The following is a 26,476-nucleotide window of genomic DNA, read 5'->3' as shown; positions in this document are numbered from 1 at the left end:
TAAAATTATGTCTCAATCAGCAGAAAATTCATTTGGAGAATTTCGTAACTATACAGATAGTAAGTTTCAAGACAGAGTCGAAAGAACTTATAGAGAAATGCATATAAATCAGTCTTTAGAGTATGTGAAAAGTATGAAAGAAAAGTACTTTAAGCTAGAGCTTGGTAATATGGATGTCTATGATGTTTTTAAGCTTTTAGAAGATGTACATGATGAGAGTGATCCAGATAATGACTTACCTCAGATAGAGCATGCTTACCAAACTGCAGAAGCTTGCCAGAATAAATTTCTAAAAAGTGATACAGAGATTAGAGATAATGCGATGATTAGAACTTTATTTAGAGAACATGAATGGCAAAGTATTCCAACAGAGTGGCAGAAGTTTTATACAGAGAAAGAAACTCTGGCTAATCTATACTCGCATATAAAAGATTGGTCATGGTTGCCATTAGTGGGCTTTATTCATGATTTAGGTAAGATTATGACTTTGCCTCAATATGGTGAATTACCTCAATGGTCTACAGTAGGAGATACATACCCAGTTGCTTGTCCATTTGCAGAAGCAAATGTCTTTTATGATAGCAGTTTTTATAAAGAAGCTAGTGACTATATTGCTTATAACAGTTCTACAGCTACTCACCACGGCTTATATAAAAAAAACTGTGGCTTTGATGATGTACAAATGAGTTTTGGGCATGATGAATATGTTTATAAAGTTTTTGAGCAAGGTAGTGATATTCCTTATGAGGGGTTGTATTTGCTTAGGTATCATTCTTTTTATCCATGGCACACACCGCAAAATGGTGGTTTAGCTTATCAAGAGTTAGCTGGCGAAAAAGATTGGTTGTTATTGCCATTATTAAAGACTTTCCAAAAAGCGGATCTTTATTCAAAGCTTCCTGAACTTCCACCAAAAGAAGTTTTAGAGGCAAAGTATAAAGGCTTGTTAAATAAATGGGTGTCAAAGGAAAAAATTGATTGGTAATCTTTAATTAATATTTAAATGTCATTTTATAGTAAGTTTAATGACCTCTATAGTGACAATTATATGCGAATCAATCGAAAACTGCCCAGGGGAAAGTGGTGCTGTTGTTGGAGGAGGCAAGGAAGCCGCCATCGGTCACTATAATGAAGATAATTAATTTATAAATTATCTAATCGCATTAATATCAAACTTAGAGAAATTAGTTTACAATAGATTTTAGGTAGAAGAAATTTTTCTTTGATAATGATAGATAAAAATGGTTATAGAGCTAATGTTGCAATAATCCTAATCAATAAACAAAACAGGGTTTTTTGGGCTAAGCGTCGCAATAGAACTTCTTGGCAATTCCCTCAAGGAGGAGTATCAAAGGGTGAATCACCACTTCAATCAATGTATAGAGAATTACATGAGGAAATTGGTTTAAGGCCTCATGATGTTGAAGTTATTGGTTCTACACGTAATTGGATTAAGTACAACATTCCAGATAACTTGGTTAGAAATAAAGAACCTATATGTATAGGTCAGAAGCAAAAATGGTTTTTGTTACGCCTTAAAACAGTAGAAAGAAATATAGATCTAGAAGCTACTGATTCACCAGAGTTTGATAATTGGCGCTGGGTTAACTATTGGTACCCTATAAATCATGTTGTGAATTTTAAACAAGAAGTTTATAGAGAAGCATTAACTTATTTTAAAGATTTTTTATAAGATTAGTATTTGTATTAGTCAGCTAGTCTATGCTCAACAAAAGCTTTTGACCAAAGATAACAAAATGTACCAATATATGCAGATATTAAAATATCTGAAGCAAAATGATCAAGTATTAGTATTCTACTAACACCCACTATAGCTGCAATAATTATTGCAATCACAGTAATCCGTTTATTTTTGAAAAAATTAGCAATTGCTAAAAGTCCAGCAAATGTAAAAGTAGTATGCCCTGATGGCATAGAATTATAAACACTTTTAAAAGAGAAGAAATGAAAACCAAATTGTTGGTCGAAAAGCCAAAGTTCTGGTCGAGATCTTGCTAATAGTACTTTTAATGTTCCTGCTACAAAGAATGTCACAATTAGAGATAAGGATAATATATATAGGTTTTTAGACTGTTGTTTCTTTATATATTTGTATATACATGCAATTGTAGCTAGTACCGTGATAATAGCCCAGATTTTTGGTGAGAACAGGTTTGAGAAAAGAGAAGCAAAAGTATTTATACCTGTACCGAAGAGGTCGCTGCTGTATATAGTATCAGTGACTTTCTTGTCGAGAAAGTTATAGCACAAAGCTGTTAGTACTAGAGTTAAAACAGCATAAAAAATAGTTCTTTTAGCAAGCTTGCAATCTATACAGTTCATATTATTATTCAAATATATTTTGTTAGCTGTTAAAGTATATCTTAGCATAAAGAAATTTGAAATATTAATGTTTAAAGATGGTTGGTATCAAAAAGCAAAACATATTAAAAGTTGCAATCATAATTCAAGGCCTACAGAATCTGGTATTGATTTGGTAGTTATTCACTGTATCAGTTTGCCAGAAGGAGATTATGAAAATGATAATGTTGAACAGTTCTTTCAAAATAAGTTAGATATTTCTATAGATGATAGTTTAGAAAGTCTGGAGAATGTAAGAGTTTCAGCACATTTTTATATAAAAAGAAACGGTGAGGTAGTTCAGTTTGTTTCTGTTGATGATAGAGCTTGGCATGCTGGTGTAAGTGAGTATCAAGGTAGACAAGGATGTAATGATTTTTCAGTAGGAATTGAAATGCAGGGTACAGATAGGGATTCTTATCAGTCAGAGCAATATAAAAGTTTAAATAGACTTCTTTTAGATATTAAGAAAAACTATCCATCTATAAAAAACATTACAGGACATGAAAATATTGCTCCTGGAAGAAAGACAGACCCCGGTGTTGGATTTGATTGGAATATGGTTGATTTTTAGTTTATATCATATAGAAATAATCCTTAACCATTACAACTAAAGTGGTATAATCATCTAAGTTTTTCTAAAAAAGGTTTATTGTATATGCAAGTGCAAAAAGCTCTCGAAATAAATAATCTCAATAAGGTCTACAAAGGTGGTTTTAAAGCCGTTGATGACATTAGTTTCACAGTAAATAAAGGCGATTTCTTTGCTTTGCTTGGGCCTAATGGTGCTGGTAAATCTACTATTTTGGGGATGATATCTTCTCTTGTTAATAAAACTTCAGGTCAGATTAAGATCTTTGATCATAATATTGATAATGATTTCAATCAGGCTAGAAGACATTTAGGTGTTATGGCTCAAGAGATTAATCTTAATATATTTGATACACCTATGGATATATTAATAACTCAAGCAGGTTTTTTTGGAATACCTAAAAAAGAATCAAAACCTTATGCTGAGGAGTTGTTAAAAAAAGTTGACCTATACGATAAAAAAAACACACAGGTAAGGTTTTTATCTGGAGGAATGAAGAGAAGATTAATGGTTATAAGAGCACTTATACATAAGCCAAAACTTCTCATATTAGATGAGCCAACTGCAGGTGTAGATGTTGAGTTGAGAAACTCTCTTTGGGAGATGATTTCAGGTTTCCATAAAGATGGTTTAACAGTTATATTGACTACTCACTATTTAGAAGAAGCAGAGTCTATGTGTAATCGTATAGCCCTTATACATAAGGGTAAAGTTCATGTAAATACAGATATGAAATCATTTTTGAAATCATCAGATAAGCATACCTATATTTTTGATCTTAAAAATAATATTAAAGAGCAAATTATTTTAAATGCAGGGCTAGTTAAAGCAATTGATGAGAATACTCTAGAAATAGAGGTCGAAAGTGGTATTGTATTAAACGATATCTTTGCGGAACTGACTTCGAAGTATAATTTAGAAGTTTTAGATGTGCGTACTAAAGCAGCTAAACTTGAAAAGCTGTTTATAGATATAGCTAAAAATAAATAGGTGGAAAAATGAGTCTTAAAGATAATTGGATAATGTATACCACGATTTTTAATCGAGAAAGTAAAAGAATATTTAGAATATGGGCACAAACACTACTACCATCAGTTATAACTATAATACTGTATTTCTTAATATTTGGTAAAGTAGTTGGCTCAAGAATAGGTACGATGGAGGGGGGTATTACTTATATGCAGTATATCACTCCAGGTTTGATAATTATGGCGGTGATCCAAAACTCTTATGGTAATGTTGTAAGTTCATTTTTTGGATTGCGATTTAGTAAGGCTATTGAAGAGCTTTTAGTATCTCCAGTTAGTAACCATATAATTATTTTAGGATATATCTCTGGAGGTATATTTAGAGGCTTTATTGTTGGTATTTTAGTTAGTATCGCAGCTTTCTTTTTAGGAGGTTTCTCGACTATACATGACTTACCATTAGTATTGTTTGGTTTTGTGTTTTGTGGAGCGTTGTTTTCTTTAGGTGGTTTGATAAATGCTATATTTTCACAAAAGTTTGATGATACCACAATATTTCCAACATTTATTTTGACACCACTCATATACTTGGGTGGAGTTTTTTATGATATAAATAATCTAACAGGTTTTTGGCATTTCATATCATCATGTAACCCACTTTTTTATATAGTTGATTTTGTTAGGTTTGGTTTTATTGGAGTTTCAACAGTAAACCCTTATATAGCATTTGGAGCTATTATTACCTTTACACTAATGCTTTATTATCTTGCTTGGTATCTGTTAAGCAGAGGTATTCGCTTAAAGCCGTAATATAAACATAAACTCTAATTTTTAAAAAACTTAATTTATTTATATGCAAAACTCAGAAATTAATTCTAAAATGATAATGCTCGCAACTTTAGCTATGCTTTATGGAGTGCTATCAATTTGTGGGCAAGTTATGGCCTCTAAAACAGTTGTTATATTTGGCATAACTGCATCAGGTGGGGTGTTTTTTATGGCATCGACATTCCCATTAAACTCAGTGATTACACAAAGATATGGCTATAAAATTATGCGTAGCTTGATTCTTGTGACACTAGTTGCACTTGTGATTGTAGCAGCTCTTTTAAGTTTGCTCTCTAATATACAGGTTAACAGCTCTCTTACAGAAGCCTACAGAGAAGTATTTGGCATTACAGAGCTTAGAATAGCATTAGCTTCTTTTATGTCGTATTTGTTAAGTGAAAACACAACAAGCTTTTGTACAAGTCTTTTTAAAAAAACTAAGCTTAATCTAGCCGTTCAAATATTTTTTGCTGCGGTAATGGGAATACTTATAGATTCAATCATTTTTACACACTTAGCTTTCGTGGGAATGTTTCCATACGGTATAGTTCTAGAGCTAGTATTATCTTTAATAATTATCAAAACATTAGTAACTCTATTAGTTTCTATATTTTTTGGAATATTTATTAAGAAAGATATTTAGCTAAAAGGCCTTAAGTAATCAAAAAATGATTCATTCAAATTTATTTTTCACAAATGTTATAATAACAACTTTAGAGAATTAGTGTTTCTGTATAATATTTATTGCAGATAATTTTGTAAACACCTTATTTTAACTAGAGTTGATATGAAAAAAAATAATTATATAATAAAGCTGCTATTTTGTTTCTTGGTAATTTTTTGTTCATTTACATCAATTTATGCAAGTGACTTCTCTATACAACAATATATAAAACAAACAGCTGAAGTCATGAGAACCAGCTCAAAATTAGAGACCTATGTTCAAAATAGTTATGAACAAAAAAACTTATCTGATGAGAAGTTATCAGATTATAAGGTCAAACTCCTTGAACAGTATGATAAATTAACATTAATAGAAAATGCTCTTGAAACTAAAATTAAGCAGACAAAAGACAGTCTTAGAGAATATATCTCTTTAGATTCTGATAAAAATAAAGGCAGTTTTGAGCTAAGTGATAATTTCCTTTATAAAGTTGTTGCTGGAAATAAGCCATCAAAAGAAAACCACCATACAGAACAAAACTATAAGGATATTGATTTTGATTCGAACATAATCCAGAAAAGGTATCAGTATCTTGTTGAAAGCTATCTTGAAACAAAGCAAGCATTATCTTATGTTGGAGATGTTAAGAAGACCTTGAGTAAAGATCTTAAATTAATTTTAGATACTAGAATAAAGATTCGGAATAGAGATTTCTTTACGAAAGGAGCATTCCTTGGTCATTATAGTTCATGGGAAAAAGGGCTTAGTCAGATAGAGTATAAAATAAGCTTTATATCTCTTTTAAAATATTTATTTTCGATAGCGTTAGTTTTTGTTATTTATAAGGTTTGCTCTATAGCTTTTTATATCAGTCTTAAATTAGTTCGTTTAAAATTTAGTCGTTATCGAGTTATTATTAGTAGCTTAAGCTTTTTCTTGAGAGTTTTTTGGAATGTTTTAATTGCAACAGTTTTGGTACTGATTCTTGGGAAACTTTTTGAATATCATAGAATAGAAGAATTTTTTGCGGCGTATACAATATGTGTTTACTTTATTTTACAGAATAGTTTGGTTATTTTCTTAAGATTTTTGAAAGTTTCACCAGGAAATAAAGTGCAAATTTGGCTTAAAAGCTATGTATTTATATTAATGCTTTTAATCTTTCTGCAGGGAGTGAATTTCTTTTCGGCAGTTACTATAATTCAGCCTGTATTTGGACTTTATGGAAATATAGTTGTTACTTTTATTATTTCAATAATGCAATTATTTATAGCTTATATTATATATTTTCAGCTTGGAAAGCTCACGCATAGAAATAAAAAACTTAATATATTAAGAATGGCATTAATCATATTTTCATTGATTTATTGTGTGCTAACATTTATGGGGTTAAATAGCTTAGCAACGTTATTGATGGTTAATTTCTTACAAATATTTGTTGTAGCTATAATTTCTCATTCTATGTATAGTGTCATAGTAATACTTTTACATTATATTGCTTCAAAGACTCTTCATAATAAAGGGAGTCAAACCTCATTAATAAACCGTTTAAAAAATCAAGAAAAAGAAACTTTACCAGAATATTGGGTAAGGACTATAATCAAGATGATTTTTATAGTTATTGCGATAGTTATTTCTTTAGTAATACTAGGAATTCCATATCAAGAAATTAGAGATTTTTTCTATACAATATTTTTTACTGGTATTCGAGTTGGTGGAACGAATTATTTTGCTATTGCAGCATTGTTAAAGTCTTTATTGGTAATTCTTATAGGATTATCACTTTCAAAAGTAGTGGAACGAGTTTTTGCTAAAAATATTCTTCCGTATACAATGATGGGCAAAGGTACCCAAAAAGCAATTTCTACAGCTGTGTGGTATATGGGTTTATTTTTATCTATTATCTTTTTCATAGCATCAATGGGGATAAGTGGAACAGCATTAGCATTTATAGTTAGTGGCTTGTCTGTAGGTGTAGGTTTTGCTTTACAAGATCTTATGAAAAACTTTTTTGCTGGATTTATGATGTTAGTTGAGCGACCAATTAGAATAGGTGATTATGTTATGCTTGATGGTATATTAAATGAGGTAAAAAAAATACGCTTGAGATCAACAATAGTTCAAGATTTTAATCTAAATACTATCGTAGTGCCTAATAGTCAATTTATGAATAGCTCGATAAAGAATGAGACATATAATCCACTTTCTCGGATGAATCTCAAAATTAGTGTTAATTTGAATCAAGATGTAGAGCAGATATTTGAATTACTAATGTCTATTACTAAAACATACAAGGGTATAGTCAATTATCCAGAACCTTTTGTTATATTTGAAGGATATAGTGAGTATACATTAGATTTTACATTAAGAGCGTATTGCTTAAGAGTAGATAGGTTAGTTATTGAGAGTAATTTAAGACAAGCTATTGTGAAAGAGTTTGAAAGACTAGGTATTGAAATTCCAATCAATACGAGTAAAGTTATATTAGATAAATAATTTCTAAGTTTATTTGGTATTTTCTTTTGAATAAACTTTTCTAACAATATATAAAGGTCTTTGTTTTGTTTCTATGAAAATTCTACCAATATAGCTGCCAAGCATGCCAATACCTATCATTTGTAATCCACTGAAAAATAAGATAAATGTTATTAATGATGGGTAACCTGGTAAATCAGCACCAAAGAGAATGGTCTTTAATATAAACCATGATCCATAAACAAACCCACTTAGTGCAATAAGTACACCCAGGTAAGACCATATCTCAAGAGGAGTTTTACTAAAGCTTGTAATACCATCGATAGAGAATTTAAAAAGCTTCCAGTAGTTCCACTTTGTTTGGCCAGCAGCTCTTTCCTCACGAGCATGATATAAGGTTTTTTCTTTGAAACCTATCCAACTAAGCAGACCTTTATTGAAACGAACTTTTTCTTTGAGTTCTAAAAAGGCATTTATAGCAGCTCTATTAAGCAGTCTGTAATCACCAGCATTAGGCGTAAGTTTAGTATCGCTTATACTATTCATCAGCTTATAAAAAAGTCCGGCAGATTTTCTTTTGGTTTTAGTGTCAGAATCTCTATTTTCTCTAACAGCAGTAACAACTTCATAGCCTTCTTGCCAGTATTTAACCATATCAAGAATAAGTTCTGGAGGATCTTGTAAGTCAGCATCAATGGAAATAGCAGCATCACCATTACAGTTAGCAAATCCAGCATATAAAGCTGACTCTTTACCAAAATTTCTAGAGAGATCAACAATTTTAATTTGAGGGATTTGTTGCTGTTTTTCTAAAAGTAAATCAAGAGTATTATCAGTACTACCATCATTAACAAAAACAAGCTCGTAATTAACGGGTAGTTTTTCTAAAACTACATTTAAACGATCGAATAGGTAGTTAACACCTTCAGATTCATCTTTAACAGGGATTATTATGCTTACCATTTCATTTTTATTCATAGTATTTGTTATTTTACTTCTATATAAAAGATACTTTAGCTTTTTCATCATAAAAAATCCATAAAAGAATATTACTTTAGTAATTTATGATTTGTTATAATTATTATTAGGTGGGTTCTAAAAAAGTACAGATGTCGTTTGCATATAACAAAGTTGCTATTATAGGTAAGCACTATAATAAAGAAATAAGTGAATCAGTAGTTGCTGTATATAAGATTTTATACAAGTTTGGTATAGAGGCTTGTGTGGAGACTGTATCGGCAGGTGATTTAACTATAAAAAACCTAAAAACTAAAACATTACATGAAATTGCAGCAGATTGTGATCTTGCGATAATAGTCGGTGGTGATGGAAATTTTTTACAAGCATCAAGAGTTTTAGCTTTGTATAGTGATATCGATATAGTTGGTGTAAATAAGGGTAAACTAGGATTTTTAACAACAATAAGTCCCGATAGAAGAGTTCTTAAGAAGTCATTGCTATCTATATTAAATGGCGAAAGTGTTCAATCATCAATGTCTATGTTGAAATGTAAGGTAGATGATAAAACTCGTTATCCTCTTGAAAAATCAATAGCTCTTAATGAAATCGCAATAACATCATCTCGAGGTTTGATGTTTGGCTTAACAGTGTATATTAATGGTCAGTACGCTTTTGATCAACGTGGTGATGGGCTTATAATATCAACACCAACAGGTTCAACAGCTCATGCTATGTCAGCAGGAGGCCCAATTTTATGTCGAAATCATGATAGTATGGTTTTAGTTCCTATTTGTTCTCACTCTTTAAATAGTAGACCTTTAGTTATTTCTGATAGTAGTGTTATAGACATTTATATCACAGAATATAATAATCCTGAGCCGGTACTTAGTATAGATGGTCGACATGATACAATTCTTAATGCACATCAAAAAATAACAATTAGAAAAGCACAAAAGAGCGTAAAAATACTTCACTTAGAAGATTATAACTATTATGCGACACTTAGAGAAAAGTTGGGCTGGGGTAAGGTGTTATTTTAGAAGAAGTGTTCAACTAAGATTATTATTACAAATCCGGTTATAAATATTGCCGATACAAACTCAATTTTTTTAATATTCCTAAAAAATAATTGTCGTAATTTATTGTTACCAAAAAATATTGCTACAGTACAAAACCACATGAGTGTTGTAATTCCAATAGCTAGCCATATAGCTACTTTACCAAAACTAGGCAACTCTTCAACCAAGCTAAGCATTGAGCTAAAAAATACCATAACCTTAGGGTTAGCTAGATTTGTGAAAACTCCCTTAACATATAGTTGTATGTTTGTTGGTTTTTCAAAAGATTTTATATTTTTTATATGTTCACTTGCATTAGGATTTAGTTCAGGAGTAGATGTAAATATATCTTTGTATAAGTTAAAAGCAATATAAGCTAGATATGCTACACCGGCTAGTATCAGTATATTAAATAATTGAGGTTCTTTATATAGCAAAAACGAGCCACACCAATAGACTATTAGTGTGTTTATAAGTATTCCACTAGATACACCAAAGGCGGTAGTAAGTCCTTCTTTATAGCCAAATTTTACTGAATTACTTATCGTTATAAAAAAATCTGGCCCTGGTAAGATAAGACAACTTACTTGCAAAACAAGGATTGTTAGAAAGATTAGCACTGTTAGACTCTTATTTTTTGTCTAGTTGATATAGAATAGTAGTAATAAATAAGCCATAAATCTACAAAAATGTCAGAAAACGAACAAGAAAACTTGAGACAGATAAAAAGTTTCGTACAAAGAGCCGGTAGAGTTACCAAAAAACAACAACAAGCATTAGATAATTATGCAGATAAACATGCTATCAAATACTCTGAAAAAAAGTTAAATTTTGATGAGCTTTTTGGTAATACTAACCCTGTAATTTTAGAGATAGGTTTTGGAATGGGTGGCTCTCTTGTGCAGATGGCTTTAGAAAACCCTGATAAAAACTATTTTGGTATCGAAGTACATCAAGCAGGTGTTGGTAATATTTTGTATGAAATCGAACATCAAGATATTAATAATCTAAAAATTATGAGTTATGATGCTGTTGAAATATTAACCAAAATGATCGATGATGGAACTCTAAGTGGGGTTCAAATATATTTCCCTGACCCTTGGCATAAAAAGAAACATAATAAACGCCGACTTGTAAATCAGGATAACTTAGACCTTTTTGCTAAGAAGCTTAAAAAAGGTGGGGTACTTCATTATGCGAGTGACTGGCTGCCATATGCCGAAGATGTTCTTGATTTGTTAGAAAAAGATAAAAATTATCAAAACCTACATAATGGTTATGCACCTCGTCCAGAATGGCGACCGCTAACTAAGTTTGAGAAAAGAGGACAAAATTTAGATCATACAATTTCAGATATACTTTTTGAGAAAGTTAAGGTAAAAAATGAACATAGCTAGATATAAGAAAGGCTTTATAAATACAAGCGAATATAGCAGTAAGCTTCACTCGGGAAATATCTATTGTTTAGATTGTGGTAAAGCAAAAGTTAAAATAATTAGAAAGGCAAATCAAGGATCATTTTTTGAAGTTATTAAGGATGAAGATAATCTACACGACGATGCTTGCCCAAGAGTAGCTAAGCTAGTAGATGAAGCAAGAATTAAAGAGCTACTTAATAGTGACTCTAAAAAAGATATGAGCAAGATAAACTTTCTTGTAAATAAAAATCTTGAGAAGACTATAAATTTACTAACAAAGCTAGAGGTTGGAGGTGAGCTAAGAGGTGATGAAACTCTTGAGCTAATGCCACAAAAAAAACAACACTTAGCTAATAATAAAATCAAAGAATATGTTAAACAAGACATTGCAACAATAAATGCTCTTGAATTAACAGAAGAAAATGCAGCTAGCTTAAATGGTAAATATAGACTTATATATGGTATCTCCGGTATATCTAAATCCTTAATGGGAGATAGTGTAAAAATGCTTTTTAAGGTTAATCAAGATGCAAGGTTTTCTATATTTATAGCACCAAATCAAGTGCAATACTTGGATTTTGATAAAAGTAAAATCGCTAAGTTTGCAGTGTTTGGTAGAATTAAAAAAACTGGTAAGTTTACAAATATAGAGATTCGTTCCACAAGGGATATGGTTATAGTTGATTAGTTTTCCTTAACAATATACTTATTTAATCCTTCAAAAAAAATCACTATTTTCGCCTACATATCAAGATATACTCTTAGTATTATTAACTATAGGCACTATAGATAGGTGTTTAAGTCTAGCAAATAAACTTGAGTTAAATAAATCAGTATAGATTCTTGATTCCAAATAAAAATATAGAGAAGGTTTGAATAATGCTTTGAATAATAAAAAAGTGTCTATTTTGTATCCTTATGATACTGATAAGAGTAGTCTTATCAAAACATTGAAAAACAAAACTCTCAATACATAGATTGTAATTTGAAATGCGCCAACTGTTTAGTTTCTAATTAAACGCCTAGTTAGGAACTAACTAATCATGTTTTTTAACAGGTTAACATATCTTTCCAATTGCAATGCGACTTAAGGTGTTTTAGCTGTTTGTATTTAAGTTTTTCAAAGACATTGCTTTAATAAAAGTTATACCGTACAATTAAAGGTGTATTTAGAATGCATCTTTAAACAACAGGAGTAATTATGAAAAAAACACTTTATGAAAAATTGGGCGGACAAGTAGCAGTTGATGCAGCAGTTGATATTTTTTATCGCAAGGTTTTGGTTGATGAAAGAGTTAACTTCTTTTTTGATGATGTTGATATGGATAAACAGATTCCAAAGCAAAAAGCTTTTTTAACAATGGTTTTCGGTGGACCTAATAGCTACACAGGCAAAGACATGCGTCAAGGCCACAAGCATTTAGTAGCTCGTGGATTGAATGATACTCATGTTGATATTATTATAGAACATCTAGGCACTACCCTGAGTGAGCTTGGCGTAGGTGATGAAGATATCCAGCAAGTAGCTAATATAGCTAATAGTGTTAGGGATGATGTACTAGATAGGTAACTTAATTATGGTTTTTTATTATGAAGGTCAAGCCTACAAACTTCAAAATGATGAAACAGTATTAGATTGTTTATTAAGAAATAATGTTTCATACAATCATTCTTGTAAATCTGGCATATGCCAATCTTGTATTGCCAGAATTTCGACTGGCGATATCAATTCTTTATGGCAAAAAGGCTTAAAAGAAACACTTCAATCACAAGGTTATTTCTTACCATGTATTGCTAAGCTAGAATCTAGCATCACATTTAGTACTTCTGAAAATGATGTTATTGAAACTACAGCTACAATCAAAGAATTAGACTATCTAAATTACAATGTTATGAGCGTGAAGCTTATTGTCGGTGATTTTTCGGCTTGGATAGCTGGACAATACATTAATTTAATAAATAATGATGGAGATTCTAGGAGTTACTCTATTGCGAATATTCCTTACAGTGATAATTATATAGAGTTACATATAAAAATTATAGATAATGGCAAGATTGGCAATTGGCTAAAGAATGATGCTAAAGTTAACTCCACTGTAAAGTTAAGAGGCCCTAGTGGTGATTGTTTTTATTATAATCCAAAAAAAGAAAGCTATCCGTTACTATTAGCTGGCACAGGTACAGGGTTAGCCCCATTGATAGGTATTATAAAAGATGCAATCAAACAAAATCATCAAGGTAAAATGATAATAATGCATGGTGGTTGTAGTAACCAAGATCTTTACTATAATGATCAACTACAAGCTTTTGCTAAAGCTTATTCAAACATAGAATACTACTCTAGTGTGTTGGATGACAAAGATAGCAGGACTATAGATAAAATTTTTCTACAGCATGCCGCTAAATATAAAACAGCAAAAGCATATGTATGTGGGCCTGTAGAAATTACGAAGAAACTAAAAACCGCAGCATTTTTAGCAGGGATAGCTTCCAGCAATATCTATAGTGATGCCTTTATTTACTAAAACAAATAAATTAGATTACAGGAGTTAATATGAGCATTAAACATCGACCAGAAAAAAATAAGTGATAAGGTCGCTTATAGTTTAGTTAAATTCTTTAGGTTTTTTGCAGACACTTTTTTCAGAAAACGCTACGGCAATCATGCTATTTTTTTTTGGAAACTGTTGCATCTATACCAGGTATGATTGGAGCGGCTAATTTTCTCTTTAAATGCCTTAGAAAAATTAAAAATGATGAAGGTTGGATTAGAACGTTACTTGATGAAACTGAAAATGAACGCATGCATTTGATGACATTTATTCATATTGCCCAACCAAACTGGTTTGAGCGCTTTATTATATTTGTTGGTTAGCTAGAAGAAGCTGTTATTGTAGTAAAAGCAGATGAAGAAGAACATAGAGGTGTAAATCATGATTTAGCTGATAGAATAGATAGAAAGGAAAAAATCATATCTTAATCGGAGTAACTATAAATGCAATTAAACCGTCAAACTGACTATGCACTAAGAGTACTGATATTTCTTACCCTTAAGTCTCATGATGATTTAGTAAAGTTAGATGAAATCTCAAGAAAATTTAATATCGTAAGAAATCATTTAACTAAAATAATTGCAAAACTAGCTAAGCTCCAATACATCATCACTCAAAGAGGTAATGGTGGTGGAATAAAGATTCATCCTAATGCACTGGAATTAAATTTGTTCGAGATTATGAGTAAATTTGAATCATCATTCAAATCTATTGATTGTACTGGGATCAATTGCCCGATTGCAGGCATGTGTAAACTCGAAGCTATTTTAGCTGAAGCATCTGGTGCTTATACATCGGTATTACAAAAATATAAGCTAAAAGATGTATTGCCATCTAACAACAATGAACAGAGAATCATTTTTAAAAGTTTAGACTTAATTTGAAACAGAGATTAGTTATGAATATATCATCGCAACAAATTGAAATATTTATTAAACAATTTTATGTAAAAGTAAATGAAGATACTTTGCTTAGCCCTATATTTAATGATGTTGCTAAAGTTGACTGGTTAGAACATATTCCTAAATTAATCAAATTTTGGAACTCTGTTTTATTAAAGACTGGTGAATATAGTGGCAATGCTTACCAAAAACATGTTGTCTTAGCTAGTCATGCAGATATCCAAGAGATACATTTTAAGCGATGGTTAAACCTCTTTGAAGAGCAAGCAAAATTACATTTTGATGATGATGCAGCTAAAAATATTATTGCTAAAGCATCAAATATTGCCAGCTCACTCAAGCTTGGTGTGTTGAAGGAATATAATTTAAATTAATCACAAAGAGGAATAATTATGTCACAGTTAGTGAATTTTGCTAAAAATGCAGATTTTAGCCAAAATAAAGTCGTAATTAAAAAGTTGATTGAAACACCAATTACCAAAGAAATACAGATAAGTTTACCTAAAGCTCTTACCATGAAAGAGCATTCTGCTCCTCAACCAATAACAGTTATGCTAGTTGCGGGTGATCTTGATTTTTATGTAAATGATGAAAAAATTCACTTAGAAATTGGTGACTTGATTTATTTAGAAGCACATGTAAAACACAGTCTATATGCCATTGAAAACAGTATTGTTAGATTATCACTTGCTAAGGCTGACTCCATTGAACGTGTTGCAGAAATTATAAAATAAACTTATATATGACTTATAAATCTTAACTGTTCTAAAAGGTAGAGATTATGTACTATAATTAAAACTTTTCGTTATATATAGTAGGTCAAAGAAATATATCAATTAGTTATCTTCTTTATATTTAATAGTGTTTATTTTATAGGTATATGCTTGTTTTTTTGAAGGCTTACTGTCTATGGAAATCTTCGTGGTAGCTATGAATGGACTTGAACCATCGACCCCAGCATTATGAATGCTGTGCTCTAACCAGCTGAGCTACATAGCCACAAAGATGTAGAATATTATATTTAAAATATGGATATTGTCAATGATAATTGAGCACTGTTATGAAAAAATATCTCAAAGGGGTTTATTACTTGCCAAAAGGGATTAGTTTGTAGTACGATATAGCTAATTAATTTAACTAAAGCAAAAGCTTAAAACAAAAGTATAAAAATATGTCTGACGGTAGAAATAAATTAAACGACTTCTCTTTATTACAATCTTTATTGGGTGGTTCTTCTAAAATAGAAGAAAAAACTTCAAGAATGAAGCAGGCTAGAGATAAAAATATCTCAAGAAATAAAACTAGTAAAAATGTGAATAAAACAAATACTAGAGCTACAGATGATGAAACTTTTATTCGTATCCCTCAGTATGGCCATAGAATAAACAACAAGGTTATTAACGAGCTAGAAAATCCAACTAGTGTAGATAATGACGAGTTAGTGATCAAGGTTGATGTTGCAAAAGAGAGAGAGAAAGAAGAGGCAAGACTTTTTAAATGGTTATGTACTCGCTTTTCTAAATGTTTTGATCCTATCAATAAGAAGCCGTTAAAAGTTGGAATAAGTGAAGAAATTGAAATAATTTATCAAAATGAGCATTTTTCACCTTTAGATAAGATGGTTTTAAGAAATGTACTGCGTCGCTATGTTGGAGATACTCGTTATCATAAGGCTGTATTTGAATTAAAACAAAGGTTTAATCTACATGGTCAACCAGTTGAAGATTATGCTCCAGAGCATATTGAATACTCTAAGAGAAGGCTTGATGAAATCGCTGAAAAGGCTGAGTTTAGAGCTAAAGGTCTTAGTATGAAAGATTACTATGAACACAAAAAACAAAAGAACGAAGAAGAAGTCAAATCAGAAGATTAGTAATAATTTCTTTAAAAATTAATTTTTAACTATTGAAATAATAGTACTTAGGGGGTATATTTACTTACAACACAAGGATTTAAGTGTTTTAGGTGATATAAAAATGGGAAAAAAAATAGTTAAATTGAAAAAAATAGGCATTATATTTACATTAATTTCTTTGATAGTATTATTAATTGGTTGTATTAGTGAAGATGTTAAAAATAAGTATAAAGGTCTGACTTTAACAGATCATCAGTTTATAAGTTCTAAAGCTACAGCATATAAGACCTTAGGTTTTGACTATGATGCAGTCCCTTCAGGAATAAATAATATAGATAAAGCATCACCAACAGAATTTTTAGTTAAACTATATGTAGGTGATAACAAAGACTGTAAAGTGATTTATACGGCATCAGAAGATGGTAAAGAAGGTCAGGAGACTAACACTTCAAGTTTCAAAGCATATTTATCACCTAAAGATACACTTGTGAAAGTAATCTGTGTTGGTAAAGAGTCAAATATAGATTATAAAATAACAGCAATTGCTAAAGGTGTTACTTATTCTCGAATTGGCAATTTATCATATATGGCAGAAGCATCAGAATTCTAATTTTTTTAAAATCTTATACTCATCTTAGAATGCATTGATATCTTTCATGCTTTCTTTAATTATTTAGCACTTTTCAGCATTATATATTGATTCTAGAGAAGGTTATAAACACTTTTGTGGAAGAGTGAGTGTGACTGGTATGAATTATTTTCTCCAAAACTCAGGCATAAATAAAACTAGTATAGTAAATATTTCAAGTCTTCCAGCGATCATTGTTAAGTCACATATCCATAATGCTTTATCAGGTAAAGAGCTAAAGCTTGTGCCGATTTCACCTAGTCCTGGACCTACATTTGAAAGAGTAGTAGCGGCTGTTGAGAAAGCTGTTGTAACATCAAGCCCACAACCAAGTAAGGCAAGCCAAGCAGCACCAAAAATTATTATGTATACAGAGATATAGCCAGAAACTCTATTTAAAGCTTGCTCAGATATATGAATATCACCAAGTTTAGCAGTGAAAACACCTTGAGGGTGGATTACTCTTTTTGCTTCTAATACCGCTTTCTCTTTAAATAATATTGCTCGTATCATTTTTAGGCCACCGGCAGTTGAGCCTCCACAACCACCTACAATAGCTAAAAACATCAGCATAATAGGTAAGAAGCTAGGCCATAGATAGAAGTTGTTATCAGAAACAAATCCTGCACTGGAGCTAAGAGCTACTACTTGGAAGATACTATCTGTTATTGTCTTAGGAATATTTGCAAGATCATTAGAGAATGAAATCATTGTTATAGCAACAATTACAGATGAGAAAAAAAGCAGATAGCAATACGCTTTAAACTCAACATTTTTAAAGTAATGTTTGATGCTTAGTCGTGATAGAGCTATATAGTGAGCTTTAAAGCTTGTAGCACCAAGAAATAAAAATATCCCACAAACTATAAGCACGCCAGTAGATTTGTCAGTCATGCTAGCATCTGTTGGGGCAAAGCCTCCGGTAGATACAGTTGAGAATGTATAGCAAATTGCATCAAATGGGTTCATGCCTACGAGTAAGTACGATAAGAAACATAAAAATGTAAAGAGTAAATATACTAACCAAAGTGCTTTAGCTGTACTTGATATTTTAGGGGCTATCTTTTCATCTTTCCATTGACCAGAGATCTCAGCTTTATATAGCTGCATTCCACCAACACCAAGAAGAGGTAGTATCGCGACTGATAGTACAATAATACCCATACCACCAAAAAATTCAGTCTGCTGACGGTAAAATAATATGCTGTGAGGCAAATACTCAAGACCAGATATAACAGTACCACCAGTAGTTGTAAACCCAGAAGCTGATTCAAATACAGCATGAGTGAATGTAAGGTTTAGTCCAGGAAAGGTTAGGTAGGGAATCGCACCATATAATGTCACAAACCCCCATACTAAAGCAACTATAAGGAAGCCATCCCTATTTGAAAGTTTTTTTGTTGATTTTCGAGCTATAAACCACATCATAAACCCAGAAAGAAAAGTGATTACGAAACTTACTAAAAAAGGGTACGATGTATTTTCTTCATAAATATGATCGATAACTACAGGACTTAGCATAGTAATGCTCAAAAACATTAAGAAAATTCCAATAATTTTTGGCTTTTGGCTTAATCCCATAATTGTGCTTAAAGCTTTAACAGTTAAAAGGTGACTTTGTCATTTAGTTTAGTATAATTACCTTCAAGCTACAAGATAAAATACTAATAAGAGGTTTCGCTATGATGAAAATAATTTTAAGGCTAGCACATCTTTTTGATAATAAAAAAGATAGAGAGTATGTGAGTGAAGCAGGTAAATTCTTAAAAGAGTTTGATAAAACAAATCCTCAAAAATCAGAAGCACAAAAAAAAGAAATTTTAAAGCATCGGAATCTTTATAAAAGAGAAGCGAAGAAAGAGACTAGCTTTCTTGATGGATAGTTTCTGTAGGTAGTTTTATTTGTGTCACAGCAATAAAGCCTATAAATAGAATTATGCTAGCTATAATATATAGATAAGAACCAAACCCAGCATCTATTAGCCATCCTCCAGAGATAAGTATTAGAAGTTGAGGTAGTGAGAAAAACATATTTAACCATCCCATATATTCACCAAGTTTACCATCAGGTGCAAGTCTTGCAATGATTGTATAACTAGAAACTTGTGTCAAGATAAACCCAAGTGCTACAAAAACTGTAACTGTATACCAACAATAACAATCTTCTTTCAAAAAGGATGCTCCAAAAAGAGATATTGCAAATATTAACATTCCACCACCGAAAAGCTTCTTTATAGTGATATTGAGTCTTTTTAAAGCTATTGCTGTACAAAAGCCAATAATTACTGAGCTAACACCAAATGCTACTACTAATGAACCGGTAAAGTTTATGTTAAATGATAAGTATTCATTCATATAGCCACCCATCATCGGCATAAAAGCACCAAAACCTGTCATTGCACAAAATGTTGCAAGAAAAAGCATATTATTATTTTTGTTTTTAAATACATTAAGACTTAACTTTGACTCATTCTTAGTCTGATTTTCAGGTCTTTCTTTTACGATGGTTGGCAATATGGCTACTGTAGGGATAATAAGTATAAGACATATAACTATACAGCTTATAAGATCACCGCCAGCATTCCACATAAATGCTGCAATAAGACCAATTAATATTGTGCCAATTTGAGCAGTAGTACGAGCTAAGAGTATTGCAAAAGGAACTTGATCAAAATCTACAACCTCAACCACAAGAGTATAGTAAGGTCCTTGAAAAAAGTTAATACTTGCATAGGTGCAAAAAGCAATGATAAATAGAGTTGCATAATTTGGAGCAAAAGCCCAAAGCATTTGAAAAATACAAGTTAGTATAAGTCCAAACAACAACCAAGTAGTCCTTTTACCAAACATAAAGTTAGTTGGTGTTTTATCAGAAACTATGCCGGCAATAGTTTGCATGAATATCCCAGTGAAAGCAGCCATAGATAAAAGTAAGCCCACAAGTAGAGCTGAGCTTGTATGTTGATATGCAATCCAAGAGCCAATAGTTCCTGTTAAAGACCAAAACATACCAATACCAATATCTGGTATAGCTATTAGGAAAGGGTTCCAACGGCGTGTATTGTATTTAATCATTTTTAACCTCATTAATTTCTACTAAAATGGCACTTTGTGGGTGCAGTAAAGGAATGTCTAAGCCAATATTAGCCAAAATGTTACCAGTTAACCTTATATCACTATTACATAAGCTAGGAAGAGCTTTCATCACATAGCCAACATTATCAATCTCATTTAGCATTTTTAAACAATATGTTTTGCTAGCATTTAAGCCTAGTATTTTTAGTTTTTGCGGAAGCATATTTTCAGGCATTGTATTTTGACAGTACATTAATAATGCTTGAGATCTATCATCTGATATGAAAGTTTGTGCAGAGCTTGAGTTATTAGTATCAAGATAATACTGTTTCGAGTTATGAAGTAAACTTCTATATTTTTTATATAGCTTGGTATGTTTTTTCACTACTTCGGACTCATTGTTGTTTAACTCAATCACATTTCTTTCAAAACCTAAATGACCTGCAAAACAAGTTATTAAAGAATACTCAAGTTTGTTGAGCCTAGATGTTGTATGAGCTTCTGTAGGTCCAACATGAGCTCCTAGCATTTCTGGTGGGAAAAATTGACTCAAACCTTTATGAATATTTTGTCTTTCAAGAGGGTCATTACAGTCGGAGCTCCAAAAACGATTAGTATGCTCTAGTATTTTAAAATCAGTTCTAGCACCACCTGATGAGCAACTCTCAAACTCAATATTTGGAAATAATTTTTTAAGTTCACCAAGAAGTTTATGTGTGGCTAGTACTTGGTCGTGGTAGCAAGCTTTACCATTTGTACCACCAGCTTGTATCAAGTCACGATTCATATCCCATTTGACATAAGAAACTTGGTATTCAGATAGAATATCTTGCATACATTTTAAGATATATTTAAAGGCTTGGGGGTTAGTTAGATTTAGCACATATTGATATCGCCCAAGTTTTTGCTTATAGCCATTAATCTGTAACGCCCAATCAGGATGCTTGCGATATAAGTTAGAGTCAGGGTTAAACATCTCAGGCTCAAACCATAAACCAAACTCTAAGCCTTTTGAGATAGTGTAGTCAACTAGTGGGTGTAGTCCTTGTGGATATTTAGCTCTATCTACAAACCAGTCACCAAGTCCGACTCTATCGTTATTTCTACCGTTAAACCAGCCATCATCAAGCACAAATCTTTCAATGCCAAGGTCAGCTGATTTATCAATCATCTTTTTGAAGGTGTCAATGTCATGTTCAAAGTACACAGCTTCCCAAGTATTTATCTGGATTGGGCGGTATTTGTTAGTATGAATTGCAAGATTGTTGTCTTTACGAATAAAGTTGTGCCAATTATGACGAAGACTATTGAATCCTTTACTACTAAAAGTAGCTAATAGAGTAGGAGTAGTATAACTTTGATTTTTTTCTAAAGATATTTCATCTGAAATAAGCTTTTCACCCCATTGAACAACTTTATTGCCATCATCTAATTTGCGAAGAATATAGCTATGATTACCACTCCAAGCTAGACTAAACCCATAACAGTTTCCGGCGTTATTGTTGCTACCAGTTTCTTGTAGTCTTAATATAGGAGGGTTGTCGTGAGAACTACGCCCTCGAATATTTTCAACTATATAGTTAGGCTGATCCCAGTGGCTTGTCTGCTCTTGTGCTTCTTGAATCCATCTCCCATGGTATTGCGTAATTTCATTTATAGTATTAGGGAGTGTAAGGGTGTTTAAAAGTTTTGAAACTATGATTTTCTCATCACTTAGGTTAGTTAATTTGATGTTCTTTTGTAATATATCATTGTTATCAATAGAGATATTTATTTCTATACTTAGCTTGGCAATATCATCTTTTAGAGTTAGCTTAGCTGACTGAGAACTAAGCTTTGTATTTATAAGTTCAAAATTTGGTGACCAATGAGTGCTAGAGATTATTTCAATAGCATTTATATGAAAGTCACCTTGAGCAAGACTAGGGATTAGTGATCCGTGACTAGGTTCATCTATTGTACCCTGAGGTATGGCAGAATTTTGTGCTAAAAGTTGCTTGATTTCATCCTGATTAAGCTGAAGTTTTTCTCCCCAATAGATACATTGAGGAGGGTTTTTATCGTTACAGCTAATTATAAAAGAAGAATTTTTCCCATTTAGACATATTATGTTCATTATTTTCTCCTAGATGATCTTAGATCCCTAAATATAAAAACTAGAATTTCATATTTAAACGGATTGGCTTATAAGTATAAAAAGTGTCTTAACTATAGTGCTTTAAGTACTCGTTTTGGAAAGTATCAAAGCTTATAATTTGTGTATCGAGTGCCGTAATGGTTTTACCAAGATACCCAACATCAAAACGGTTGTGATTTAGTAGCATGACTATCTTATTAGCGCCTTCACCTTTAACTATGATCTCAAGACTATCTGGAGATTTGAAGTATTGAAGCTCTTTTTCTTTGGCTATTTGAAGAGTAATATCATGCCAAAATAAATCATCATCAATACCTGTACCAATATAGTAAATCTCGCCACTGCCAACTTTTGATTTTACTGCACCACTATAATCTTTAAATTCATCTGTATAGTTACATAGCGATTGAGTATTTTCTTTTGGTGTTAACATGTCGCGCCAAACAGTTGCGTGGAGCTCTTGATCTTTATAATTCACGATACAGTTAGTATCCGTTGGTAATGGTTCGAAGTAATTTACACTAACGTTTGCTAATTTATGAATAGGATTTTCAACACCAAAGCGAATTTCATTATGATACTCTTTTAAGCCTGCTCTAAAGCTTGCAATAACTGTACCACCATTTTTAATGAACTTTTCAAGCCTAGAGATATTTTTATCTGTTATAAGCATTGCTACCGGAAGAAGTATTACAGAATAATCACTAAAATCATGACGAATATCTAACACATCAACACTAATATTATTATCATAAAATGGTTTGTAAAGGCGAGTATGTTCATTTTGAATATCAAAAGCAGTTGATTGCTGTTGAATACGCCAGCTATAGATATTATCCATAGAGTATAAAAGAGCAACCTTAGATTTTGTTGGAGATTTTATAGCTTCTTTATGTTGTTTTGCGAGCTTAATAATTTCTAACATTTCATTGTAACGGTGATTGTACTTGTTGTCATGATCTAACACACCATAGCAAAACTGCTCAGCACCTTTTGTAGCTGTACGCCATCTGAAATATATTAGATTATCGCATCCTCTACCCATAGCTTGAAATGACCAGAGTTTAGCGTGGCCAGGGCGTGGCACAAAGCCCATTATATTATGAGCTTGAGCACCAATTAGTTGCTCAGTTATCCAATAGTTTTTATTTAAAAAGCCTCTTGTTTGATCTAGTTTTAAGGCAGTTTTATATGACTCTACTGGAGTATGTTGACCACCCCAAACAGGGTAGTTGTTTAGTGCTACAACATCAAGTTTTTCCGATAAGTCTGTATGGTCTTGAGCTTTTGAGAAGTAATCACCTGTATAATTATGTAAAACTTCTTTGGCAGGATCTATGTCTTTTATTATCTTAGCTTGTCGAGCAAGAAAGTTAGTTGTAGTATCTGCTCTAAAGCGATTGAAGTATAAAATCATCCCAGGGTTGGTTGCCGGAATTGTTAAACGAGGAATATTTATTTCATCAAAATCATTATAAGTTTGTGACCAAAAAACACTACCAATAGCATCATTAAAAGAGTGTATATCATTGTTAAACTTTTCTTTTAAGTACTTTTTAAACTCAACTTCACACTGATCACAATAACACATATCACTTGTTTCATGACCAAGCTCATTATCTATATGCCATAATAAAACAGCAGGGTGATCTTTATATGCTTCAACCATCTTTTGTGTTATACGATTAGCATATTTGTTATAAGTGGGTGAGTTTAAACAAGCTTGTCTTCTGCCACCAAAATGTTTTTGAATAAGGTTTTCATCAATTTCGAATATCTTGGGATCTTTTTTATAAAGCCATGCAGGAGCTGTAGCTGTAGGAGTTCCAAGCATAACTTTTAAACCTAGTTTATGAGCTTTATCTAAAACCATAGCAAAAAAGCTAAAGTCAAACTCACCATCTTTTGGCTCCATAAGATGCCAAGCAAACTCAGCAACACGGATACAATTTAGTTCTGAGTTAGCTATGCGATTTAGATCTTCATCAATAAGAGAGTAATCCCATTGTTCTGGGTAATAGTCGACGCCGAAGTACATAGGTTATGTATGAAAAAATTAAGGTGCTTTTCATTATATGTAGGAGTAGTCATAACTTCAATTAAAATATAACTATTCTTGAGAGTAAATTGAGTGTACAAAAAAGTGCATTAAGCATGTATCATATAAAATAATCATTTTTATTATATAGGTCAATTATGAAAAAAATCATTTATATATCACTAGCGTGCTTCCTTGCACTTTCACTTAATAGTTGTTGGATTATGGCAGCAGGTGTTGTCGGTGGGGCTACAGGGGCTTATATAGCTAAAAAAGATTAATAGTTTAAAATTAGCCTTTCTTCATTGTCTGGAAAAATTCTTCATTAGTAAGAGAGCCTTTCATTTTTTCTGTAAGGAATTCCATAGCCTGTACATCTTCCATACCACCAAGAATCTTACGCAATACCCAAAGCTTTTGTAATTCTTCCGGAGATGTAAGAAGCTCTTCTCTACGCGTACCAGATCTGTCAAAGCTAATAGCTGGATAAACACGGCGTTCTGATATTTTACGGTCAAGATGAAGCTCCATGTTACCAGTACCTTTAAATTCTTCAAAGATAACCTCATCCATTTTTGAGCCTGTTTCAACTAGAGCTGTTGCAATGATAGTTAAGCTACCACCTTCACCAGTATTTCTAGCTGCACCAAAGAATCTTTTTGGCTTTTGTAGAGCATTTGCTTCTACACCACCAGAAAGTACTCTTCCAGATGCTGGAGATACAGTATTGTATGCGCGAGCAAGTCTAGTGATTGAGTCAAGAAGTATCACAACATCTTGCTTATGCTCAACCAATCTTTTGGCTTTTTCGATAACAATCTCAGCTAATTGTACATGACGAGCCGCAGGCTCATCAAATGTAGATGCAACAACTTCACCACGCACAGAGCGTTGCATTTCTGTTACTTCCTCTGGTCTTTCATCAATTAAAAGCATGATTAGGTTACATTCAGGATGATTTTTTGCAATTGAAGTTGCGATATTTTGCATCATGATTGTTTTACCAGTCTTTGGAGGTGCTACGATTAGTCCACGCTGACCTTTACCAAATGGAGCTGCTAAATCAATAACTCTAGCTGTAATGTCTTCATTTGAACCATTACCAATTTCCATGGTAAGTCTTTCTTTAGCATATTCTGGAGTTAGGTTTTCAAAAAGTATCTTCTTTCTTGCTAGCTCAGGAGAGTCGAAGTTAACACTATCAATATGTTTAACAGCAAAATATTTTTCATTATCACGAGGAGGTCGAATTTTACCAAGAATGCTATCGCCTGTTCTTAGATTTAACTTTCTTATAAATGCTGGGGATACATATATATCATCAGGTGATGCAAAGTATGAACTATCAGAAGATCTTAAAAAACCATAACCATCTTGAAGTACTTCTAATATACCTTCACCATAAATGTCTTCACCTTTATCTGCATGGTATTTTAAGATTGAAAATATAAGTTCTTGTTTTCTTGCACGCAAAGAATCTAAGTCTAAGCTTTGTGCAATATCCATTAACTCATTAACTGATTTGTACTTTAATTCATTTAAATTCATGAGGATTCTCTATTGTGTAAAGGGGGAGGGGTTAATATGAGTTTATAAATATTTGTCTACTGTAGAAATTAATTGGCTCTTTTGAACAACACCAACTTTAGTTTCTTTATTTTCGCCGTCTTTGAAAATCATAAGTGTTGGTACTCCGCGTACAGCAAATTTCATTGCAGTATCTTCGTTATCATCAATGTTGATTTTACAGATTTTAACTTTATCACCATAATGTTCGGCAACTTGCTCAAGTATAGGGGTAATCATTTTACAAGGACCACACCAAGGTGCCCAAAAATCTAAAACTACAGGAGTAGAGCTATTAATTACTTCATCTTGAAACTGGCTATCTGATATATCTATACATTTTGACATGCTTTGATTTTTCCTTGTGTGATTTTTTAATTTGATTTTGCAAGAATTTTG

General features: G+C 32.0%; 29 protein-coding genes and 1 tRNA gene. 20 read left to right on the top strand and 10 right to left on the bottom strand.

The genetic code is table 11. The annotated features are described in order from the left end of the window. Positions 1-7 precede the first annotated feature (7 nt). Entirely contained in the window at positions 8-985 is a 978-nt protein-coding gene (locus FLM55_RS03870) for an inositol oxygenase family protein (RefSeq protein ID WP_178948131.1), read from the top strand. 243 nt (positions 986-1,228) lie between these two features. Then, positions 1,229-1,693, top strand: a complete 465-nt coding sequence (locus tag FLM55_RS03865) for an RNA pyrophosphohydrolase (RefSeq protein WP_178948130.1) — start codon at positions 1,229-1,231, stop codon at positions 1,691-1,693. A gap of 14 nt (positions 1,694-1,707) precedes the next feature. Here FLM55_RS03865 and FLM55_RS03860 read toward each other — a convergent pair whose 3' ends face one another. Then, positions 1,708-2,343 carry a phosphatase PAP2 family protein gene (locus tag FLM55_RS03860; protein WP_178948129.1) on the bottom strand — a complete coding sequence of 212 codons (636 nt, stop codon included), beginning with the start codon at positions 2,341-2,343 and terminating at the stop codon, positions 1,708-1,710. A 67-nt stretch (positions 2,344-2,410) separates the two neighbouring features. Between FLM55_RS03860 and ampD the strand changes: the two genes are divergently transcribed. The 5 genes from ampD (at position 2,411) to FLM55_RS03835 (ending at position 7,909) form a co-directional block, all read left to right on the top strand. Then, complete coding sequence (gene ampD / locus FLM55_RS03855) at positions 2,411-2,935, top strand: 1,6-anhydro-N-acetylmuramyl-L-alanine amidase AmpD (protein WP_178948128.1); 525 nt, start codon at positions 2,411-2,413, stop codon at positions 2,933-2,935. 84 nt (positions 2,936-3,019) lie between these two features. Next, on the top strand, positions 3,020-3,943 hold the full coding sequence (locus tag FLM55_RS03850) for an ABC transporter ATP-binding protein (RefSeq protein WP_178948127.1): 924 nt from the start codon (positions 3,020-3,022) through the stop codon (positions 3,941-3,943). A gap of 8 nt (positions 3,944-3,951) precedes the next feature. After that, on the top strand, positions 3,952-4,731 hold the full coding sequence (locus FLM55_RS03845) for an ABC transporter permease (protein ID WP_178948126.1): 780 nt from the start codon (positions 3,952-3,954) through the stop codon (positions 4,729-4,731). 43 nt (positions 4,732-4,774) lie between these two features. Then, a complete protein-coding gene (locus tag FLM55_RS03840) occupies positions 4,775-5,392 on the top strand; it encodes a queuosine precursor transporter (RefSeq protein WP_178948125.1) in 618 nt (205 codons plus the stop codon). 144 nt (positions 5,393-5,536) lie between these two features. Beyond that, positions 5,537-7,909, top strand: coding sequence for a mechanosensitive ion channel domain-containing protein (locus FLM55_RS03835; RefSeq protein ID WP_178948124.1), 2,373 nt, complete (start codon positions 5,537-5,539; stop codon positions 7,907-7,909). A gap of 9 nt (positions 7,910-7,918) precedes the next feature. Here FLM55_RS03835 and FLM55_RS03830 read toward each other — a convergent pair whose 3' ends face one another. Further along, positions 7,919-8,866 carry a glycosyltransferase family 2 protein gene (locus FLM55_RS03830; RefSeq protein WP_178949060.1) on the bottom strand — a complete coding sequence of 316 codons (948 nt, stop codon included), beginning with the start codon at positions 8,864-8,866 and terminating at the stop codon, positions 7,919-7,921. Between the two features lie 110 nt (positions 8,867-8,976). Between FLM55_RS03830 and FLM55_RS03825 the strand changes: the two genes are divergently transcribed. Then, on the top strand, positions 8,977-9,888 hold the full coding sequence (locus FLM55_RS03825; RefSeq protein WP_373193965.1) for an NAD(+)/NADH kinase: 912 nt from the start codon (positions 8,977-8,979) through the stop codon (positions 9,886-9,888). Here the strand turns inward: FLM55_RS03825 and FLM55_RS03820 are convergent. Then, entirely contained in the window at positions 9,885-10,526 is a 642-nt protein-coding gene (locus tag FLM55_RS03820; protein WP_112869475.1) for a LysE family translocator, read from the bottom strand. The two genes, FLM55_RS03825 and FLM55_RS03820, sit on opposite strands and share 4 nt — an antisense overlap. Before the next feature lie 69 nt (positions 10,527-10,595). Here FLM55_RS03820 and trmB point away from each other — a divergent pair, with 69 nt between their 5' ends. The 8 genes from trmB (at position 10,596) to FLM55_RS03780 (ending at position 15,512) form a co-directional block, all read left to right on the top strand. After that, on the top strand, positions 10,596-11,303 hold the full coding sequence (trmB, locus tag FLM55_RS03815; RefSeq protein WP_178948123.1) for a tRNA (guanosine(46)-N7)-methyltransferase TrmB: 708 nt from the start codon (positions 10,596-10,598) through the stop codon (positions 11,301-11,303). After that, complete coding sequence (locus FLM55_RS03810) at positions 11,290-12,012, top strand: hypothetical protein (RefSeq protein WP_178948122.1); 723 nt, start codon at positions 11,290-11,292, stop codon at positions 12,010-12,012. Before trmB ends, FLM55_RS03810 begins: the two co-directional genes overlap by 14 nt. Positions 12,013-12,525: 513 nt before the next feature. Next, positions 12,526-12,894 carry a group 1 truncated hemoglobin gene (locus FLM55_RS03805; RefSeq protein WP_178948121.1) on the top strand — a complete coding sequence of 123 codons (369 nt, stop codon included), beginning with the start codon at positions 12,526-12,528 and terminating at the stop codon, positions 12,892-12,894. 7 nt (positions 12,895-12,901) lie between these two features. Beyond that, positions 12,902-13,849, top strand: a complete 948-nt coding sequence (locus FLM55_RS03800; protein ID WP_178948120.1) for a 2Fe-2S iron-sulfur cluster binding domain-containing protein — start codon at positions 12,902-12,904, stop codon at positions 13,847-13,849. A 152-nt stretch (positions 13,850-14,001) separates the two neighbouring features. Continuing rightward, positions 14,002-14,199 carry an alternative oxidase gene (locus tag FLM55_RS09490; RefSeq protein WP_256868919.1) on the top strand — a complete coding sequence of 66 codons (198 nt, stop codon included), beginning with the start codon at positions 14,002-14,004 and terminating at the stop codon, positions 14,197-14,199. A gap of 120 nt (positions 14,200-14,319) precedes the next feature. Continuing rightward, a complete protein-coding gene (locus tag FLM55_RS03790) occupies positions 14,320-14,760 on the top strand; it encodes an Rrf2 family transcriptional regulator (RefSeq protein WP_178948119.1) in 441 nt (146 codons plus the stop codon). A gap of 14 nt (positions 14,761-14,774) precedes the next feature. Beyond that, positions 14,775-15,152 carry a group III truncated hemoglobin gene (locus FLM55_RS03785; RefSeq protein WP_178948118.1) on the top strand — a complete coding sequence of 126 codons (378 nt, stop codon included), beginning with the start codon at positions 14,775-14,777 and terminating at the stop codon, positions 15,150-15,152. 18 nt (positions 15,153-15,170) lie between these two features. Further along, complete coding sequence (locus FLM55_RS03780) at positions 15,171-15,512, top strand: cupin domain-containing protein (RefSeq protein ID WP_178948117.1); 342 nt, start codon at positions 15,171-15,173, stop codon at positions 15,510-15,512. A gap of 188 nt (positions 15,513-15,700) precedes the next feature. Here FLM55_RS03780 and FLM55_RS03775 read toward each other — a convergent pair. Next, a tRNA-Met gene (locus FLM55_RS03775) sits at positions 15,701-15,777 on the bottom strand. Between the two features lie 172 nt (positions 15,778-15,949). On the opposite strand from FLM55_RS03775, the gene FLM55_RS03770 reads away from it, so the two are divergent. Together FLM55_RS03770 and FLM55_RS03765 are read left to right on the top strand one after the other, a co-directional pair. Next, positions 15,950-16,651, top strand: coding sequence for a ProQ/FINO family protein (locus FLM55_RS03770; RefSeq protein ID WP_112869490.1), 702 nt, complete (start codon positions 15,950-15,952; stop codon positions 16,649-16,651). 103 nt (positions 16,652-16,754) lie between these two features. Beyond that, complete coding sequence (locus tag FLM55_RS03765; RefSeq protein ID WP_178948116.1) at positions 16,755-17,243, top strand: hypothetical protein; 489 nt, start codon at positions 16,755-16,757, stop codon at positions 17,241-17,243. A gap of 144 nt (positions 17,244-17,387) precedes the next feature. Here the strand turns inward: FLM55_RS03765 and FLM55_RS03760 are convergent, their stop codons facing one another. Continuing rightward, positions 17,388-18,842, bottom strand: a complete 1,455-nt coding sequence (locus tag FLM55_RS03760; RefSeq protein ID WP_178948115.1) for a potassium transporter TrkG — start codon at positions 18,840-18,842, stop codon at positions 17,388-17,390. Between the two features lie 101 nt (positions 18,843-18,943). On the opposite strand from FLM55_RS03760, the gene FLM55_RS03755 reads away from it, so the two are divergent. Continuing rightward, complete coding sequence (locus FLM55_RS03755) at positions 18,944-19,144, top strand: CBU_0585 family protein (protein WP_112869493.1); 201 nt, start codon at positions 18,944-18,946, stop codon at positions 19,142-19,144. Here FLM55_RS03755 and FLM55_RS03750 read toward each other — a convergent pair. The 3 genes from FLM55_RS03750 to FLM55_RS03740 all read right to left on the bottom strand — a co-directional run bounded on the left by FLM55_RS03750 (position 19,125) and on the right by FLM55_RS03740 (position 24,511). Further along, positions 19,125-20,336: an MFS transporter gene (locus FLM55_RS03750; protein ID WP_256868918.1), complete on the bottom strand. Its 1,212-nt coding sequence runs from the start codon at positions 20,334-20,336 to the stop codon at positions 19,125-19,127. The two genes, FLM55_RS03755 and FLM55_RS03750, sit on opposite strands and share 20 nt — an antisense overlap. Continuing rightward, positions 20,329-22,452 (bottom strand): alpha-galactosidase, encoded by a 2,124-nt coding sequence (locus tag FLM55_RS03745; RefSeq protein ID WP_178948114.1) that lies wholly within the window; start codon positions 22,450-22,452, stop codon positions 20,329-20,331. The genes FLM55_RS03750 and FLM55_RS03745 overlap by 8 nt, the downstream gene beginning before the upstream one ends. A gap of 88 nt (positions 22,453-22,540) precedes the next feature. Further along, positions 22,541-24,511, bottom strand: a complete 1,971-nt coding sequence (locus FLM55_RS03740) for a beta-galactosidase (RefSeq protein WP_178948113.1) — start codon at positions 24,509-24,511, stop codon at positions 22,541-22,543. 158 nt (positions 24,512-24,669) lie between these two features. On the opposite strand from FLM55_RS03740, the gene FLM55_RS09485 reads away from it, so the two are divergent. Further along, positions 24,670-24,792 carry a hypothetical protein gene (locus tag FLM55_RS09485; RefSeq protein WP_256868917.1) on the top strand — a complete coding sequence of 41 codons (123 nt, stop codon included), beginning with the start codon at positions 24,670-24,672 and terminating at the stop codon, positions 24,790-24,792. Positions 24,793-24,802: 10 nt separating this feature from the next. Here FLM55_RS09485 and rho read toward each other — a convergent pair whose 3' ends face one another. After that, entirely contained in the window at positions 24,803-26,059 is a 1,257-nt protein-coding gene (rho, locus tag FLM55_RS03735; RefSeq protein WP_112869496.1) for a transcription termination factor Rho, read from the bottom strand. Positions 26,060-26,101: 42 nt separating this feature from the next. Further along, on the bottom strand, positions 26,102-26,425 hold the full coding sequence (gene trxA / locus FLM55_RS03730) for a thioredoxin (RefSeq protein ID WP_112869497.1): 324 nt from the start codon (positions 26,423-26,425) through the stop codon (positions 26,102-26,104). Between the last annotated feature and the right edge of the window lie 51 nt (positions 26,426-26,476).

It is taken from the genome of Francisella sp. Scap27 (assembly GCF_013394105.1).
In the GTDB taxonomy this organism is placed as follows: Bacteria; Pseudomonadota; Gammaproteobacteria; order Francisellales; family Francisellaceae; genus Francisella; species Francisella adeliensis.
This window is presented reverse-complemented; position numbering and strand designations above follow the sequence as displayed.

Coding starts and splice junctions, on each gene's coding strand:
- FLM55_RS03870 (WP_178948131.1), top strand. CDS start 8: ATGTCTCAATCAGCAGAAAATTCATTTGGAGAATTTCGTAACTATACA.
- FLM55_RS03865 (WP_178948130.1), top strand. CDS start 1,229: ATGATAGATAAAAATGGTTATAGAGCTAATGTTGCAATAATCCTAATC.
- FLM55_RS03860 (WP_178948129.1), bottom strand. CDS start 2,343: ATGAACTGTATAGATTGCAAGCTTGCTAAAAGAACTATTTTTTATGCT.
- ampD (WP_178948128.1), top strand. CDS start 2,411: ATGTTTAAAGATGGTTGGTATCAAAAAGCAAAACATATTAAAAGTTGC.
- FLM55_RS03850 (WP_178948127.1), top strand. CDS start 3,020: ATGCAAGTGCAAAAAGCTCTCGAAATAAATAATCTCAATAAGGTCTAC.
- FLM55_RS03845 (WP_178948126.1), top strand. CDS start 3,952: ATGAGTCTTAAAGATAATTGGATAATGTATACCACGATTTTTAATCGA.
- FLM55_RS03840 (WP_178948125.1), top strand. CDS start 4,775: ATGCAAAACTCAGAAATTAATTCTAAAATGATAATGCTCGCAACTTTA.
- FLM55_RS03835 (WP_178948124.1), top strand. CDS start 5,537: ATGAAAAAAAATAATTATATAATAAAGCTGCTATTTTGTTTCTTGGTA.
- FLM55_RS03830 (WP_178949060.1), bottom strand. CDS start 8,866: ATGAATAAAAATGAAATGGTAAGCATAATAATCCCTGTTAAAGATGAA.
- trmB (WP_178948123.1), top strand. CDS start 10,596: ATGTCAGAAAACGAACAAGAAAACTTGAGACAGATAAAAAGTTTCGTA.
- FLM55_RS03810 (WP_178948122.1), top strand. CDS start 11,290: ATGAACATAGCTAGATATAAGAAAGGCTTTATAAATACAAGCGAATAT.
- FLM55_RS03805 (WP_178948121.1), top strand. CDS start 12,526: ATGAAAAAAACACTTTATGAAAAATTGGGCGGACAAGTAGCAGTTGAT.
- FLM55_RS03800 (WP_178948120.1), top strand. CDS start 12,902: ATGGTTTTTTATTATGAAGGTCAAGCCTACAAACTTCAAAATGATGAA.
- FLM55_RS03790 (WP_178948119.1), top strand. CDS start 14,320: ATGCAATTAAACCGTCAAACTGACTATGCACTAAGAGTACTGATATTT.
- FLM55_RS03785 (WP_178948118.1), top strand. CDS start 14,775: ATGAATATATCATCGCAACAAATTGAAATATTTATTAAACAATTTTAT.
- FLM55_RS03780 (WP_178948117.1), top strand. CDS start 15,171: ATGTCACAGTTAGTGAATTTTGCTAAAAATGCAGATTTTAGCCAAAAT.
- FLM55_RS03770 (WP_112869490.1), top strand. CDS start 15,950: ATGTCTGACGGTAGAAATAAATTAAACGACTTCTCTTTATTACAATCT.
- FLM55_RS03765 (WP_178948116.1), top strand. CDS start 16,755: ATGGGAAAAAAAATAGTTAAATTGAAAAAAATAGGCATTATATTTACA.
- FLM55_RS03760 (WP_178948115.1), bottom strand. CDS start 18,842: ATGGGATTAAGCCAAAAGCCAAAAATTATTGGAATTTTCTTAATGTTT.
- FLM55_RS03755 (WP_112869493.1), top strand. CDS start 18,944: ATGATGAAAATAATTTTAAGGCTAGCACATCTTTTTGATAATAAAAAA.
- FLM55_RS03750 (WP_256868918.1), bottom strand. CDS start 20,336: ATGATTAAATACAATACACGCCGTTGGAACCCTTTCCTAATAGCTATA.
- FLM55_RS03745 (WP_178948114.1), bottom strand. CDS start 22,452: ATGAACATAATATGTCTAAATGGGAAAAATTCTTCTTTTATAATTAGC.
- FLM55_RS03740 (WP_178948113.1), bottom strand. CDS start 24,511: ATGTACTTCGGCGTCGACTATTACCCAGAACAATGGGATTACTCTCTT.
- FLM55_RS09485 (WP_256868917.1), top strand. CDS start 24,670: ATGAAAAAAATCATTTATATATCACTAGCGTGCTTCCTTGCACTTTCA.
- rho (WP_112869496.1), bottom strand. CDS start 26,059: ATGAATTTAAATGAATTAAAGTACAAATCAGTTAATGAGTTAATGGAT.
- trxA (WP_112869497.1), bottom strand. CDS start 26,425: ATGTCAAAATGTATAGATATATCAGATAGCCAGTTTCAAGATGAAGTA.